Source organism: Paenibacillus polymyxa (genome assembly GCF_001719045.1).
Lineage (GTDB): Bacteria > Bacillota > Bacilli > Paenibacillales > Paenibacillaceae > Paenibacillus > Paenibacillus polymyxa_B.
In genome coordinates this window covers 1631280-1646934 of record NZ_CP015423.1, presented here as the reverse complement: position 1 = coordinate 1646934, position 15655 = coordinate 1631280, and the positions used below count along the sequence as shown (strand labels likewise).

18 protein-coding genes are annotated in these 15655 nt (G+C 49.2%); 13 read left to right on the top strand and 5 right to left on the bottom strand.

Translation table 11 applies throughout. From position 1 onward, the window contains the following. Positions 1-38: 38 nt before the first annotated feature. From wecB to AOU00_RS07345, 6 genes are read left to right on the top strand one after another with little or no spacing between them, the layout of a single operon-like run. The gene (gene wecB, locus AOU00_RS07370; protein WP_069290301.1) at positions 39-1130 is read left to right on the top strand and encodes a non-hydrolyzing UDP-N-acetylglucosamine 2-epimerase; all 1092 of its coding nucleotides are present in this window, start codon (positions 39-41) and stop codon (positions 1128-1130) included. Further along, complete coding sequence (locus AOU00_RS07365; protein WP_069290300.1) at positions 1123-2109, top strand: polysaccharide biosynthesis protein; 987 nt, start codon at positions 1123-1125, stop codon at positions 2107-2109. Before wecB ends, AOU00_RS07365 begins: the two co-directional genes overlap by 8 nt. Beyond that, on the top strand, positions 2106-2960 hold the full coding sequence (locus tag AOU00_RS07360; RefSeq protein ID WP_069290299.1) for a dTDP-4-dehydrorhamnose reductase family protein: 855 nt from the start codon (positions 2106-2108) through the stop codon (positions 2958-2960). The genes AOU00_RS07365 and AOU00_RS07360 overlap by 4 nt, the downstream gene beginning before the upstream one ends. Continuing rightward, positions 2921-3919 carry an SDR family oxidoreductase gene (locus tag AOU00_RS07355; RefSeq protein WP_069290298.1) on the top strand — a complete coding sequence of 333 codons (999 nt, stop codon included), beginning with the start codon at positions 2921-2923 and terminating at the stop codon, positions 3917-3919. Before AOU00_RS07360 ends, AOU00_RS07355 begins: the two co-directional genes overlap by 40 nt. After that, the gene (locus tag AOU00_RS07350; protein ID WP_061830068.1) at positions 3916-4632 is read left to right on the top strand and encodes a glycosyltransferase; all 717 of its coding nucleotides are present in this window, start codon (positions 3916-3918) and stop codon (positions 4630-4632) included. The genes AOU00_RS07355 and AOU00_RS07350 overlap by 4 nt, the downstream gene beginning before the upstream one ends. Before the next feature lie 28 nt (positions 4633-4660). Then, the gene (locus AOU00_RS07345) at positions 4661-5863 is read left to right on the top strand and encodes a glycosyltransferase (protein WP_069290297.1); all 1203 of its coding nucleotides are present in this window, start codon (positions 4661-4663) and stop codon (positions 5861-5863) included. On the opposite strand, the gene AOU00_RS07340 is transcribed toward AOU00_RS07345, so the two are convergent. After that, positions 5856-6242, bottom strand: a complete 387-nt coding sequence (locus AOU00_RS07340; RefSeq protein WP_237166308.1) for a hypothetical protein — start codon at positions 6240-6242, stop codon at positions 5856-5858. The genes AOU00_RS07345 and AOU00_RS07340 overlap by 8 nt on opposite strands. 127 nt (positions 6243-6369) lie before the next feature. On the opposite strand from AOU00_RS07340, the gene AOU00_RS07335 reads away from it, so the two are divergent. The 4 genes from AOU00_RS07335 to AOU00_RS26545 are packed head-to-tail and all read left to right on the top strand — an operon-like array spanning position 6370 to position 10330. Further along, positions 6370-7644 (top strand): sialidase family protein, encoded by a 1275-nt coding sequence (locus tag AOU00_RS07335; RefSeq protein WP_081330769.1) that lies wholly within the window; start codon positions 6370-6372, stop codon positions 7642-7644. Then, positions 7644-8870 (top strand): sialidase family protein, encoded by a 1227-nt coding sequence (locus tag AOU00_RS07330; RefSeq protein ID WP_069290294.1) that lies wholly within the window; start codon positions 7644-7646, stop codon positions 8868-8870. Before AOU00_RS07335 ends, AOU00_RS07330 begins: the two co-directional genes overlap by 1 nt. Positions 8871-8903: 33 nt before the next feature. Further along, a complete protein-coding gene (locus AOU00_RS07325) occupies positions 8904-10124 on the top strand; it encodes a glycosyltransferase family 4 protein (RefSeq protein WP_069290293.1) in 1221 nt (406 codons plus the stop codon). A 32-nt stretch (positions 10125-10156) separates the two neighbouring features. Next, complete coding sequence (locus AOU00_RS26545) at positions 10157-10330, top strand: hypothetical protein (RefSeq protein WP_172828270.1); 174 nt, start codon at positions 10157-10159, stop codon at positions 10328-10330. A gap of 86 nt (positions 10331-10416) precedes the next feature. On the opposite strand, the gene AOU00_RS07320 is transcribed toward AOU00_RS26545, so the two are convergent. Both AOU00_RS07320 and AOU00_RS07315 read right to left on the bottom strand, forming a co-directional pair. Continuing rightward, the gene (locus AOU00_RS07320; protein ID WP_069290292.1) at positions 10417-10812 is read right to left on the bottom strand and encodes a hypothetical protein; all 396 of its coding nucleotides are present in this window, start codon (positions 10810-10812) and stop codon (positions 10417-10419) included. Between the two features lie 25 nt (positions 10813-10837). Further along, positions 10838-11185, bottom strand: a complete 348-nt coding sequence (locus AOU00_RS07315; protein ID WP_069290291.1) for a hypothetical protein — start codon at positions 11183-11185, stop codon at positions 10838-10840. A gap of 235 nt (positions 11186-11420) precedes the next feature. Between AOU00_RS07315 and AOU00_RS07310 the strand changes: the two genes are divergently transcribed. The 3 genes from AOU00_RS07310 to AOU00_RS07300 all read left to right on the top strand — a co-directional run bounded on the left by AOU00_RS07310 (position 11421) and on the right by AOU00_RS07300 (position 13751). Then, a complete protein-coding gene (locus AOU00_RS07310; RefSeq protein WP_069292021.1) occupies positions 11421-12068 on the top strand; it encodes a DUF1796 family putative cysteine peptidase in 648 nt (215 codons plus the stop codon). Continuing rightward, a complete protein-coding gene (locus AOU00_RS07305) occupies positions 12061-12687 on the top strand; it encodes a DUF1796 family putative cysteine peptidase (protein WP_069290290.1) in 627 nt (208 codons plus the stop codon). The genes AOU00_RS07310 and AOU00_RS07305 overlap by 8 nt, the downstream gene beginning before the upstream one ends. Before the next feature lie 131 nt (positions 12688-12818). After that, entirely contained in the window at positions 12819-13751 is a 933-nt protein-coding gene (locus tag AOU00_RS07300) for an NAD-dependent epimerase/dehydratase family protein (protein ID WP_069290289.1), read from the top strand. Positions 13752-13819: 68 nt separating this feature from the next. Here AOU00_RS07300 and AOU00_RS07295 read toward each other — a convergent pair whose 3' ends face one another. Together AOU00_RS07295 and AOU00_RS07290 are read right to left on the bottom strand one after the other, a co-directional pair. Next, entirely contained in the window at positions 13820-14146 is a 327-nt protein-coding gene (locus AOU00_RS07295) for a PTS sugar transporter subunit IIB (protein ID WP_061830059.1), read from the bottom strand. A gap of 30 nt (positions 14147-14176) precedes the next feature. Continuing rightward, positions 14177-15613, bottom strand: coding sequence for a glycoside hydrolase family 1 protein (locus tag AOU00_RS07290; RefSeq protein WP_069290288.1), 1437 nt, complete (start codon positions 15611-15613; stop codon positions 14177-14179). Positions 15614-15655: the final 42 nt, after the last annotated feature.

Genomic DNA, 15655 nt, shown 5'->3' with positions numbered 1-15655 from the left:
TCAATGAAACAACGACAGCAAAGGTGGGTTCCAAAACCATGAAAATATTGACCGTGCTCGGCACAAGACCGGAGATTATACGGCTCAGCCTGATCATTCCGAAGCTGGACCGCCATGCAGATGAACATGTGCTTGTGCATACGGGCCAAAATTACACCGAAAGCCTGAGCGGGCAGTTCTTTCGCGAACTGGGACTGCGTGCCCCGGATTATGTACTTCAGGAGAAAGCGGGGACACTGGGCAAACAGTTGTCCGCCATGTACTCGCAGATGGAGGATATTTTAAACAAGGAACGCCCCGATCATGTGCTATTGCTCGGTGATACGAACAGCGCTTTATGTGCCTTACTTGCGGAACGTATGGGTTATCCGGTCGTGCATATGGAGGCGGGGAACCGCTGTTATGATCTGGATGTGCCGGAGGAGAAGAACCGGCGTGTCATTGATGCGATATCTACCATTAATATGCCTTATACGGAGCAAAGCAAGCAGCACCTACTACGCGAAGGCTTCCCAAGCCAACGAATTATACTGACTGGAAATCCGATCTACGAAGTGATGCAGCACTATAAGAAAGAGGTATCGAGCAGTGGAATTTTGAAAAAGTTGGGACTGTCGCCGGGAGAATATTTCCTGGTCACTGCCCACAGAGCTGAAAATGTGGACCATCCACCGCATTTGCTGGCTATTTTAGATGGTCTTAACCGGGTAGCCCAGCAGTTCGGGCAGCGGGTCATTTGCAGTATTCATCCCCGCACTGCCGCCCGAATCGCAAGCCACCCGCCGATCCAGCTTGATCCGCTAGTGGAATTTCACGAACCGTTCGGTTTTTTTGACTTCGTTCTGCTGGAGCGGCATGCCCGCTGCGCTTTGACGGACAGTGGTACCGTACAGGAAGAATGCTGCGTCATGGGGGTGCCGACGGTTACGATGCGCCGGACGACCGAACGGCCGGAAACGGTAGATTGCGGTAGCAATATCGTGTCTGGTCTTGATGGCGAGGTTATAGCAAACGCGGTAGCCATAATGACCGGGATGACCCATAAGTGGCAATGTCCCACGGGCTATCTGGCGGAAGATGTGTCGGATAAGGTAGTTAAATTTCTGCTTGGAGGGAAACGGCATGTTTGAAAACCAACGTATCTTGGTTACCGGCGGTACCGGCTCCTGGGGGCATGAGCTGGTTACCCAGTTACTGCCGCGTAACCCCAAAGAGGTCATTATCTTTTCACGCGGAGAATCCAGTCAGGTTGCAATGAACAGGCAGTTTGAGGATGAACGGCTCAGCTTCTGTATTGGAGATATTCGGGATAAGGATGCGCTGACCACCGCTTGTCAAGGAGTAGACTATGTATTTCATTTGGCAGCGCTCAAACACGTTCCCGTCTGTGAAGATCAGCCCTACGAGGCACTCAAAACCAATGTCGTAGGCACCCAAAACGTGATCGAGGCCGCTGTTGCCAATCAGGTAAAGAAAGTCATTTATATATCGACTGACAAGGCCGCGAATCCGTCCAATTTTTACGGTATGACGAAGGCGATTGGAGAAAAACTGATTGTTTACGCCAATCTGCTGAATAGTGATACACGTTTCGTGACGGTGCGCGGCGGTAATGTTTTGGGCACCAACGGAAGCGTGGTGCATCTGTTCCAAAGCCAGATTCGCCAAAAAGGCAAGGTTTCGATCACAGATATGAACATGACCCGCTTCTTCCTGACCTTGCGTGATGCGATCAGTCTCCTGTTCAAAGCCTCGGTGGAAAGTGTCGGCGGGGAAATTTTTATCATGACCATGCCAACCTGCCGTATTTTGGACTTGGCTGAGGTGCTCATTGAGGATTCAGGTGTGGAAAACGTAGAAATTGTAGAAAAAGGTGTGCGTCCCGGCGAGAAAATTCATGAGATTTTGATGAGTGACTTTGAAAGCCTGACGACGGTAGTCTATGACGAGCAATATTTGGTCATTCTCCCAACGCTGAATATTCCTCAATTAAAGGACCGCTATAATCAGTGCCCTCCCGTGTCATTCAGCAGCTTTAGTTCGGAGTTTAATTTGATGTCGAAAGAGGAGATTCGCAGCATACTCCAAAGCGGGGGGTTCATCAAATGAAGCTGCTTATTTTGGGTGGTAACGGCATGGCGGGCCATGTTCTGGTTAAGTATTTCCAAAATCAGAGCGGGTATAACGTGTTCTACACCACCCGTGATCCCGAAAATAAAGGCGGCCTGCTGCTGGATGTAAAGGACAGCTTTATGGTGGAGCAACTGGTACGGAGTGTACGGCCAGACGTTATGATTAACGCGGTAGGCGTACTGAATCAGCATGCCGGGGAGGATCAGATTGCAGCATACCAAATCAATGGATTGCTGCCACATCTTCTCCGGCGGACAGCGGACAGTATTGGTGCCCGATTGATTCATATCAGCACGGATTGCGTATTCGAAGGAAATCGGATACCTGGTTTATATAAGGAGACGGATCAACCCGATGGGACAAGTGCCTATGCTTTGACGAAAATACTCGGAGAAGTAAAGGCCGCAGGGCATCTGACTATCCGTACCTCCATTATCGGGCCGGAAATTCGGCCGGGAGGCATTGGTCTGCTGCACTGGTTCTTGCAGCAGAGCGGAGACGTTAACGGGTATCGCCGAGTCTTTTGGAACGGGGTTACGACGTTGGAATTAGCGAAGGCGATACAGGTGCAGATGAATGAGCCGCTGGACGGACTCATTCATCTGGTTCACCCTGAACCGATCAGCAAGCATGATTTGCTGCTGCTGTTCAAAGACATCTGGAAAAGGGAGGATATTCGGATCGTGCCGAAAGATGAGCCGGTGCAGGACCGGACGCTTCGTTCTACCCGGGCCGATCTGCTCTACGATGTTCCTCACTACAGCATCATGCTGAAGGAGCTGCTGGAATGGACGGAAGCACAGCGGAACAACGTCGGCCTGTCATAGTCATTACCGGAGCGGCGGGCTATACCGGGATGCATGCCTGCCGCCATTTTGCAAAGCTCGGTTGGGAGGTAGCGGCGCTGACTCGCACTGCCGCTTCCGTCCCAGAACTGATCTTACTGGCTCACGATGATGAAAATAACAACCCAGAGGCGGAGACCCGTAGCTGTATTACGCCTTATGTGTGTGACTTGCTCGACAAGAAACGTCTAGAAGAAGTATTTAGACAGATTGCTCCAGATTACGTGCTTCACCTAGGTGGTAAAAATTCTGTCCCTGAATCTTGGCAAAGCCCCCTGCTATACATGGAATCCAATGTACTGTCCACTCTGTATCTGCTCGATGTACTGCGACCTTTCCCCAAAGCCAGAATTGTCGTGGCGGGTTCTCGGCTAAAGACAGCTTTGCAAGCACCGTATCATCCAACGCATCCATACAGCCTTAGCAAAAGCCTTCAAGAGGCAGTCGCGCTCTCGTGGGGCGCGCTGTTCGAACAATCCGTCATGCTGGCAGAGCCTTGCAACTTGATCGGTCCGGGTCCATCTACCGGATTTTGTGCATTACTCGCGGGGTATATCGTTCAGACGGAACGTCTGGAGGGGCAGTCCGTAACTGAAACTGCCCCGTTTCGGGTATCTTCCCGACATGCACAACGTGATTTCCTCGACGTTCGTGATGCCGTTCGCGCATACGGGGTGCTATTGGAACAGGGTGTGCCAGGCCGAGTTTACTCGGTCTGCACAGGCCGCATTGTGGAACTTGGCAATATCGTAGAACGTATGGTTGGGCTGGCCAAAACATCTATTCCTATACAATGGGGGGATGTGGCAGAGTCAGCATCCACCGAGGCATACCGTGCGAAAGAGCTGGAGGACATGGGCTGGAAGCCGACCATACAGCTGGGGCAATCGCTGGAGGATATGATTCAATACCGCCGAGCTGGAAAGGAAGGAACGATATGAGACCGAAAGTAACGATCGTCATTCCCTTTTATAACTGTGCATATGTGGATCAGGCTTTGCAAAGTGCACTAGAGCAAACTTATGGACCCCTCGAGATTATTGTCGTCGATGACGGGTCCACGGAACATGTTGATATGCTTCAGCCCTATCGTCCATATATACATTATTTGGGCAAATCCAACGGTGGAACAGCCAGCGCCCTGAATCATGGTATCCGACATGCCAGCGGGGAATATATTGCCTGGCTCAGCTCCGACGATACCTATCATAGGGACAAAATTAATAATCAGGTTTCTTTTATGGTGGAAAACGGTGCGTACATCTCCCATACCAATTTCAATTTCATTAATCAATACAGCCAAGTCACAAGTTACCAGGCAGCCGCCGTGTTTCCGTCTATGACGGAGTTTTACCGTTTTTTTCAGCAAGGAAATCCGGTCAATGGATGCACGGTTATGTTTAAAAAGGAGCTGTTTGCACATATCGGTTTGTTTGATGAACTGCTGCCGTACACACATGATCTGGATATGTGGTACCGAGTGATGCTGGCGGGATATCCATTTCCTTTTCTGAACGAGTCCTTGGTTAACTACCGCTGGCATGATGAAATGGGAACCAAAAAACATTGGCCCGCTGTGGAGCGGGAGTACAACATAACCCAAGCACGTTATCGAGATCGCTTCAGTCAGGTGTTGAGTGGTTTATCCTCATGAAGCCGAAAGTCTGTCAGGGGGGATTGATATGGTAGATACGGGGATTGTTATGCCACTGTACAAACAGGATATCGGCTATCTGCAAGCCGCGATCTCATCCGTACTAGCCCAGAGCTACAGGGCATTTCGCTTCATCATTGTTATTGACGGAGCGCCGGAAATGGTGGGACCAGCGCTCCACGCAGCAATGGGAGACCCGCGCGTTCAGTTGGTTACACTCCCTCAGAACAAAGGAGTATCCCACGCCCTTAACTGGGGATTCGATGAGTTGTTTAAAGATCCAGCGATCAAATATGTGACCTGGGTATCCAGCGACAATGTTTATAATTCTTCCTTTATTGAACGATTACGGCAGGAGCTGGAGCAGGGGCCGGACTCACTCGGCCTTGTGTTCTCTACCTTCCGCCAGGTTGATGCATATGGGAACCCGTTGTATGACGAGCAGCATCAACAAGCTTTGATCCGGTACCAAGGCCAGCCGCATCATGAACTGCTGAATGCCAGCATTGTCGGGGTTTCATTTATGTACAAAAGCAAATATGCCCGCCAGATTGGCGGCTATCGGCTGCAACCAGTTGAGGATTATGATTACTGGCTGCGGCTGACCGAGACGTGCAGCATGAAATTCATCCCGGAGATCCTGATGGATTACCGGGTGAATTCCACATTTAGTGTATCGGCTGGTTTGCACAGCCAGAAGGAGCACCGACGCTGGCGGCGCGCATTCCAAATCGCCAAGTATGAGGCAAGAGCACGCCGGGGCATCCCACTTGAAATGACCATTTTAATGCCTGTCACGGATATGGCTCAAGCTGAATCATTGCTGGATAATCTGCTGGAGCAGCACTACAGCAATTGTGTGGTACGGTTGCTGGATTTAACGCCAGAACAGGGAGCCAGCGCTTTCCTGTCGATGATGCTCGATCCTCGGTTAATCGTAACGCCACGTCAGCATTATTCGGTCCAAGAAGCACTGGTTCAGGCTATTGGTGAAACAACGACCCGCTTTGTAGTATGCTTCGGTGTCAAACCATATATTGCTGTGACGGATTTGCTGTATCTTACGGATTTGTTGCGCCCATTACAGGATACACATGCCTTTTCCTACTATACAGATGACCACTCAACCATCGGCAGCGGCCGAGGAGTTCAGTCCGTACCGCCGGAATGGAATTACGTGTATTACACCCACAGATTGCACCAAGCACTGGAGCAGGGCAACTTTAAATAACAGGAGACAGCGCTGGGATTGTGGTCAGCTCCGACTGAAGAACACGATGCTCCTGTACAACATTACCAAACTGATCCAGTCCAAAGTTGGAGAGCACGACATTGGAAGGTGCAGCGGAGGCCACGTTGTATTGTACCTCATAGGCAAGAACCCCTTGTATAAAGAAGGTACGTCGGGCAATGGAGTTTGCAGGTAAGTTAACCGATGTCACATACAGTGGTGTCTTGGTATCCGGTACAAGCGAGAAAAAAATTTGGATGGTCACGGTTGCCGCATTCACTGTATCCTCGTTGACCAAATTTACAACGACATTGGAGCAGGCAGTACCAAAATCTCTAGTGTTGGTCATATATCCGGTTGTAAAAGCCAATCGAATCATCCTCTCAAAAAACAGAATATTGGAAAACCCCTGAAGGGATGCTTCTATACTATGAATCTATTGAAAAGAAAGCTTGTATGGTTGTCTGTATGCTGTGCTGAAAAAAGTACATTTTGATAGAAATAGCATGTCCATTTATATAATGAAGGGAATGCTCGCGATGCCTTTGAATTTTCAGGTGACACCCAGCGGGTTGCCCAAATTTGAGCCCAGTGTCGCCGTTAATTTGTTGAATCCGAATATTGTTGTGGCTGTCGCTGTTGACTTTAGCAGCGGGCCCCCGCTGATTGGACTGTATCGTTCCTTGGACGCTGGGGCGAACTGGACTGATACTTTACTGCCCATTCCACCGGGATATACAGGAGCTGAGGCAGGAATGGTAGCCTATCTGTTCCCGAATATTTTCATCATATCCGCACATGTGTTTCCGGGAAATGAGAACGGGGCTGTCGTGATCTATCGCTCTACGGACGATGGAGCCACCTTTGATCCCCCAGTGGTTATTAATCCGGGCTATGGAGATTACATTAATAATGACTGGACCAATATTACGACGGATAACAACGGGGCAAGTCCCTATCTCGGGCATGTCTATGTCACGTATAACCGTCAATATAATGTGGATTTTAATGCTCGTTCTGCGGCGTTCTACCAGCGTTCCACCGATGGAGGACTAACTTGGGATCAACCGTTATTGCTTTCGAATATCCAATCTTCTACAGAGCGACCTGAACCTGCGGTCGACAAATTTGGCAGTGTCTATGTCAGTTGGATTCGTACGGGGCCACAAACACCGGCTTTTTTTATTCGGAGATCCTTTGATGGAGGGGCAACTTTCAGCGGGGATATTCTTGTGTCCAATATAACGCTGGTGCCCAATCCTTTGCCCGTCCCCGGATATGACTTTCGGATATTGAACTTCCCCAGCTTGGCTGCAGACTGCTCGGGTGTGCCTTCCACAACAAATACGCTATATGCCGTTTGGCAGGATTTTGGTCAGGGATACAGTAATATTTTGTTGTCCAAATCAAGCGATTTCGGCGGTACCTGGAGTGCTCCGATCATCGTGACGGACAGCCCGCCAGGCTCGCAAAATTTCTTTCCTGCGATTTCGGTGTCGCCTAAGACGGGACTGGTCGTTGTCGTGTACTATACCAATCGCTTGGACGGCTTTAATCTGGATGTGTTTGCCGCCCAATCGTTAGATGGAGGCAACACCTTTACGAACAGTCGTCTCACGACGACCTCCTTTAATCCGAATGTCGGTGGAGGCGAATCAGAGCTGATCGGCGACTATATTGATGTCGCCATCGTACCGCCGAATAGTTACATTTCCGTCTGGACGGATACGCGTACAGGCAGCCTGACGATTTTTGCCGGTGTACCGGGAGGTGAAGCCTGATGCCGAACGTACAGCTCACGCCTAACGGAAGGCTGGCGCAGGAACCGAGTGTAGCTTTCAACCTGCTCGACGGTACCATTGTGTCTGCGGCGACTGATTTTACGACAGGGCCGCCGTTGACGGCGGTATACCGTTCAGGTAACGGCGGTGTCTCTTTCACCCAGCAGATTTTACCGCTACCAGCCGGCTATGTAGGGGCGGAATCCCATAGCGTCAGCTACGGTTTTCCCAACTTGTTTGTCATAGCCTGTCATGTATTTACCTCGGATGGGTTGAGCGGTACCATCGCTACCTATGTATCCAGAGATAACGGTAATACATTTGATCCACCCGTGATTGCCCAGCGAGGGTATGGGACATTTGTCAACAATGTTGAGGTCAGCGTGAAATTTGATACTTCTCAGGTCAGCTCCTATACCGGAAACATCTATTTATGTTATACGCATCAATACAATCCTAACTTTTTCGGCGGGTCTGTCATGTTTTTCCAGCGCTCGCGGGATGGAGGGATCACGTGGGATACACCCGTGGTGCTCACCCCTGGCTCCAATCAGATTACGCGTGGGGAAATCACCGTGAGCATTACAGGGGTGATTTATGTCGGGTATATTGTGACGAATCCGGTTAACCAATATCAGGTCATTGTGTCCTTCAATGGGGGGACAGCATTCAGTTCTTCGCTGCCTGTGTCTTCTGTTGTCCCGGTTCCGAGTCCGTTGCCCGTGGCCGGCTTTGGCTTCAATGTGCTGCCGATGGCCAGCATTGCGGTGGATCGCTCTACTAGCCCGAATCAGGGAACACTTTATGCGGTCTGGCAGGATAATCGGGCAGGATATGCGGATGTACTGCTCGCCCGGTCGGTGGATGGTGGATTAAGCTGGACTGCACCGCAATCGGTGACAGGAGCCAGTGCCGGGGCACAGCATTTTTTCCCGGCTATTGATGTTTCGCCTGTGACCGGCGTGATTAAGATCGTATATTATACCAATCAAATAACGACCTCTTTATTAGACGTATTTGTGGCCGAATCAACGAACGGAGGGAATACATTTACGAACCTCAGAATAACAGACAGCTCCTTTAATCCTAACGGGATTAGTCCGGTTCCCGTCGTTACGATCGGTAATTTTATTGATGTAACGATCGTGCCGAATAATGGATTTTTTGCGGTCTGGACAGATGCGTTATCGGGTTTCCAGCAAATTTACGGAAGTAACGGAATGTAGCTCAGCGTACGAGACAGAGGAGGTGAGGCTGTTTTGAAAATTTTGTTGGCTACGTACTGGCCGATTCCTCATTTGGGTGGCGTATGGCCCTTTATGCTGCAAATTAAACGGAGACTGGAGCTACTGGGTCACACGGTAGACTTGATGGGGAACGGACCGGATACACCTAAATACCATATTGTTTTTGAAGATAGGGAGCTGCTGAAGGATCAACTGCTGCCCCTGCTGCATACGAAGCTGAATGAATCGGCTGTCCCTGTATTACATCTGGATTCATGGGTGCAGACGGTGGAAAAGGATCGATACTGTATGGAACTGGCAGCGGCGTATTTCGGGGTTGAGCAGTATGATGTTATTCACACGCAAGATGTTATTGCGACGCGTGCTCTAAGTCGGGTCAAACGTAAGGACAGTGCATTGGTAGCGAATATTCATGGCTCGCTGGCTCGTGAAGTCATGATGGCTCTGGAGCGGGATCATGAGGAGGGTTACCGTGAGACGCTGATGTGGAAATATTATTGGGCGCTGGAGCACTATGGCGCTCTATCCGCGGATATTACCATTACGTCTACAGAATGGATGAAACAGACGCTCGTGCGTGAGTTCGAAGTGCCTGAGCAGCAGATTGCTACTTTCCAATACGGATTGGATACCGAGCACTTCTGGGAAGTCCACGCCCGGGGAACGGACGTCGTACGACCTGAGGGGAAAAAAGTTATAATTTGTCCTTCACGGCTAGTCTATATCAAAGGGCTGCATTATTTAATAAGCGCTCTTGGCCTACTGAAAGCAAGTCGTACGGATTGGGTTTGCTGGATTGTCGGGGAGGGAGATAAAAGGGAAGAGCTTCAAACACAGGCGAAGGAGCTAGGGCTGGAGGAAGATGTGGTTTTTTTGGGGCATCGTGAAGATGTACCTGCTCTTTTACAACTGGCGGATCTTTTTGTTCATCCGAGCATACAGGACAATCAGCCGTTTTCGGTCATGGAGGCGCAGATTTTGGGGCTTCCGGCAGTGGTATCGGATGCGGGTGGACTGCCGGAAATGGTCAAGCATGAACACACCGGACTGGTCTCCCCGGTTGGCGATGTGGAGGCACTGGCAGCTCATTTGCAGCATTTGCTGGCTCAGGATGAAGTGCGGATAGCTATGGGGAAACGTGCCAAAGCATGGGGGACCGCGCATTGGTCTCTGGATGTTATGATTGAGCGGCTCGTGAATATTTATGGGCAAGCGCTGAATCAAGTACGTTGAATACGTTGATTCTTATAGTTAGGAGGGAGAGCATGACTTTTCCTGTCGTTGGAGACTTGTACAACCGTATTTTTGAAATCCAGCAGTCGCACCCGGATATGAAGGTCGATTACGCAATATGGAACCGAATTAACACCTCGTTGCCGGAAGATTATAAGCTGCCAGACGCTGACATTTTGGAACGTCTGAGACAATCCGCACCATGAGGGCACAGACCATATAAAAAGGCAGGTCGGGCTTAAAACTCCCACCTGCCTTTAGTTTATTTCAGCTCATTGTCATCCAGTTTTCGTCAATCTTCATAAACGGAGCCTCGAATTATGAGCGGTCCCGTAACAACAGCACGGCGGTCAGCTGATTGTACGGTCAAGCAGTATACATAAGGCTCTGCCTGTTTTCCCGTTTCCTCATAGCTTAACTCGGCAAATCCCTCCTGATAACAGGAATCCTGCAACCAATCCAGCAGAGGTCCCCGCTCATCATTGCGACGCAATCGAATGTCTAGCTCCCCGATATCCCAGTTGAGCAGCGGATTTTCCCATGCCAAAGAGACTTCAATGACAATATGTCCTTCAGATTCACTTGCAGGAATGATTAATGTAGAGAGCACGCTCTCCTGCTCGGTGACCTGAAAAGGCAGTGCATATGTGCCTGGCTCAGCTTTATTTTGAACTGAATATTTCAACATACCTTCTTCCTCCTCTGCCCGTTCATTAGGGCGTCACGGTAAAATGACTGGCTGTACGTTTAGCGACAACGTTCCCGTTTTCCAAAAATTCAGCCAGGATAAACAGCGTTTCCGGATTGTAAATACTCGTCACCACTCGCAGGTAAAAAGGATGTTGGGCGGTCTCCATATCCTTGAGTTCTAGCACGGAGTCAGCTTCAGGAGAAGGGCTCAATCGAAGGAGCTGCCGTCGGAAAACGCCACTGTCATTTCCCATTTCCAGCAACACATCGACGGCTCTCTTTTCGCGATTGAAAAAGGTCACATGGCAGCTTTCTATATGGGCGCTGTGGTAAGCGAGATGATGATCGACGGTTAAAAGAAACACGGACATATGATGATGCCTCCTTGAATTCCGTTAGGTTATCAGCCTTAATATGATATGAAAAATAACCGAGATTGGACTGGATAGTTGTACGCCTCTTTGACAAAAAGCGCATTGGTGTCCAACCCTTTTCGCCGTGCTGTGCATGTAATGTAGAGTGGAACATACTACGGCCTGAAGTCCCTTTTCGACTACAGAAGAAGGGCGCTGAGGGATGGGTCGTATTAAAAAAGGAGGCACGGCTATGAGACTCGCACAGCTGGCAGGGGAATATGAAGCGGTCTTCAGTCTGGGACAAAACTGTACACCTGCCATTCAATTGGAAAAGAACCGTTTGCGGCCGTTTGCCGGGGTACTGGATTGGATGATGTCTGACACGCTGTCCGATGTGAACCGCTTGCTAGAAAATCGGTTTGCCGGATTTATGGATTTGCCCAATTTAAGTGTCGTTGGTACGAGCCAACTGAATTATATGGTCAGAGATATCGCTTATAATGTGATCTCGGTGCATGATTTTCCACAGGAACGCAATACGTCCTCAGATCTGGTGACCTATCCCGAGTTCAGGGAAAAGATAGACCGTCGTATCGAACGTTTTTTTGCAAAAACACAGATGGCGAAGCGCAGCTTGTTCGTCCGTATGCTGGGAACCTATGAAGAAGTAGAGGAACTGGAACGTATCTTGTCAGGTATGGTAGCGAATGAATTTCGTTTGTTGGTGGTGAATTGTTCCGGTGTAACGGAGTTGACGGAGGTGGATTGGCAGCTTCCACATGTATGCGCGGTGGAAATGCCTTTTGCCGATGTATGGAATTACAAAAGTGATCCGCACTGGCGTACCCTTTTTAAAGAGATGACCTTGTCTTCGGAAAGGGGAGGGCGTCGTGCTTGAGCGGTTGCAGGGGGATTATGATGCTGCATTCAGTCTGGGTGGACATTGCTTGCCTTCCATTCAGCTGGATAAAAACGGACTGCGTCCCTATGCGGGTCCGCTGGACTGGATGATCTCCGGTAACTTGTCACAGGTCAGTCGCTTGCTGGACGCCCGTTTTGCCGGTTTTATGGATGTTGATAGTCTGCGTGTCACGGGGCACGATTACGGCGAGCATAACTTCATGGTCGAGGATGCAAACTATGGGATTACAGCGGCACACCATTTTCCGGTTAGCGAGAATACATCGGAGCAGCTGACTTCCTATCCTGCATTCAAAACGACGCTTGATCGCCGCACCGCACGTCTACTGGATCAATTCACGCTTGCGTCCCGTCTGCTACTGGTTCGTCTCGGGGGCAGTCGGGAGCAAGCGGTGGAACTACATGATGTGTTATTGCAGAGGATTACACACGATTTTCGCTTGTTATACGTGGATTATACAGGGAATGATGGTGTGACGGAGCTGGATTGGGGATTGGAGCGGCTGGTTTCAGTGGAGCTACCGCCTGAGGATATATGGAACGGTCAGGATGAGATGTGGCGTTATATGCTGGAAAATGTCAGGCTGCATCTCTGAGGTGCTGAGATTCCAGAGACACATTATAGATTGTCTTCGGACTGTGCTTGTGCCTGCGCCAAGCTATAGGGAGTCGCATAACATGATGCGAAGGGAAGTCATATGCTTCGGTTCAAAAGGAGGGTGAGCTAGTGAAGGCTTTGGTCACCGGGGGAGCCGGATTTATTGGTTCTCAGCTGGTACGTGCGCTTGCTGATTCGGGCATCAGAGTGCATGTGCTGGATAATCTGACGACCGGGAATATCGCAAATGTGGACCCGCGCGCAGTCATGCATATTGCGGATATTCGCAGCTCTGAAGCTAGGACGCTGCTGATTCGGGAAAGCCCGGATATTGTGTTTCACTTGGCCGCACAGGCGGATGTACAGCAATCCATCCATCAACCCGATGAGGACGCGGATGTGAACGTGCTGGGGACGATTCATTTGTTGCAGGCTTGTCATGAAGCCGGTGTGTCAAAATTTATATTTGCGTCCACGTCAGGTGTATATGGAGAGCTACAAAAGCAATGTATACAGGAAGACGATCCCGTGGAGCCGATTTCAGGCTACGGACTGTCCAAGCTGACCGCAGAATCGTATATTCGACTTTTTTATCGGCTGTACGGGTTGAACTACACGATTTTGCGTTATGGAAATGTGTATGGTCCCGGTCAGGCTGCGAAGGGAGAGGGTGGTGTAGTCGCTCTCTTTATGGAGCGGCTGAAAAAAGGAAGCCCCTTGCTCATTCACGGCGATGGGACACAAACCCGCGACTTTGTGTACGTCAAGGATGTCGTTCGAGCGAATATGGCGGCTATTCATGCAGCGGACCAACGCACAGTACATGTAAGTACGGGACGAACGACGTCCATCAATCGACTGGCCTACGATTTACTAAAGCTGCATGGTTCGTCTGTCCGCCCTGTATATTCACCGGCGCGAGCGGGAGACATTCACCATAGCTGTCTTAGTAACGCAGTCGCCAGACATTGGCTTCGTTGGGAACCGCTATACGGCATTTCTGCCGGTTTACAGGAAACGTATGTGAGCAGTATGGGCTCAGGCAAAGAAGGTATGTCTTGATCAAAAGCGCGCGGATATCAAGAAAGAGACTGAGGAAATACTCAGCCTCTTTTTCATTTGAATAGCAATTAGATGTTCTCGCCAGCCAGCTTCAAGGCTTGATCCAGGACTGCTGCACCGTTTCCTCTACCATAAGCCAACGTGTCAATGACATCTACAGGAATGCTATAGGGAGCAGCAATTTCGGTTACTGCCTTTTTACGCATCCGTACTTGAGGTCCGAGCAAAATAGCAATCACAGAATCTGTAATGCCTTCCAGCTCTTCCTTAATGGTGCTTTCGGGGATGGCTTCGATGTTCAGCTCTATGGATCTTGCTGCTGCTTCTTTTTTCATTTTAGAAACCAAAATGGATGTGGACATACCCGCAGCACATGCCAGAATAATTTTTTTCATCGTTGAGCGCCTCCAGAAATTCATTTTTAACTACTTATACTCTTCATCCAGATCAGCAACAAACGAGCGTTCCTTGATAGCAGCTTGATACCAGTAGCCGGATTTCTTCAAATGCCGACTTCGATCATTGTCTAGGTTAATTTCCACCAGTCCATAGCGATTTTTAAAAGCATTCATGGGAGAAACGTTGTCTGTAAAGGCCCACAGCATATAACCTGTACAGTTGGAGCCTGCTTCTACAGCTTGTAACGTGTAGTATAAATGCTCAGTTATAAAGTCAATACGATAGTCGTCCTGAATGATGTGTTCCTCATTTTTGAAGGCAACCTCATTCTCAATGCCCATACCATTTTCTGCGACAAACCACTCGATATTGTGATATTCGTTCTTGATACGCATTCCCATATCGTAAATGATTTTCGGATAAATCTCCCAGCCCCGTGATTTGTTCATTCTTTTACCCGGAAGATCAAAATGCTCATAGTAGTAAGAGGGGTGGAAGGGTGTGTTTTCATTCCACGCTTTACTCTGCGCTTTGACCCGGTGGGGATAATAGAGATTGATTCCGACGTAGTCAACGGTATTTTTCTTAATCACGGTCAGTTCTTCCGTTGTAGCTTCAAATGCAATATCATGCTTGCCCATGAGATCGAACAATTCTTGTGGGTATTCGCCTTTAATAAGCGGGTCCAGAAATACTCGATTGTAAAATAAATCATACACATGCGCCGCGTGTTGGTCATGAGGGGCGCTTGATCGGGCATACGTGACTTCGGGATTCAGAATAACGCCTATTTTAGCCCCGTGCTGACTATAGTTTTTTGCTTTGAAAAGCTGTACACACTTCGCGGTAGCCAGCGTTTTATTATAGTTCCATTGCAGCCACTTCCGCGTATTTTGTTCATAGGGATAGCGGAGGGCATCTAGATAGACACGCGTTTGTACAACAATGGGCTCATTAAACGTAAACCAGTGCTTGACCCGATCGCCATACCGTTCAAACACTTTTTCCGCATATTTTACAAACAGTTCCACTACATGCTTGGAGGACCAGCCCTCATATTTGTCCAGCAAATAAGCGGGTACCTCATAGTGTTCCAGACAAATCATCGGCTCGACTCCGCTTGCAATCAGCTCATCAATGACCCGGCCCATATAATCCGCATACGCTTCATCCACCACTACATTCTCATAATCCGTTAAGAAGCGGGACCAATTAATAGAAGTCCGATAATGGGTTAGTCCAATCTGCTTCATCAGCGCAATATCTTCGGTATAGCGATTATAAAAGTCGGTTGCAACCGCGGGTCCATATCCATTGTGCCAGACATAGCGGTCATTTTTGTACCATTGGTCTAGGTATGAGTCCTGACCTTCTTTTTTACCGCTCCATCCCTCTGTCTGCCAAGCGGAAGCCGCTGCACCCATGATGAAATTCGACGGAATTTGTATCGTATGTTTAGCCATGACATGTTTCTCCTTTTCATTGTATAAAGAATGCGTTTTCAA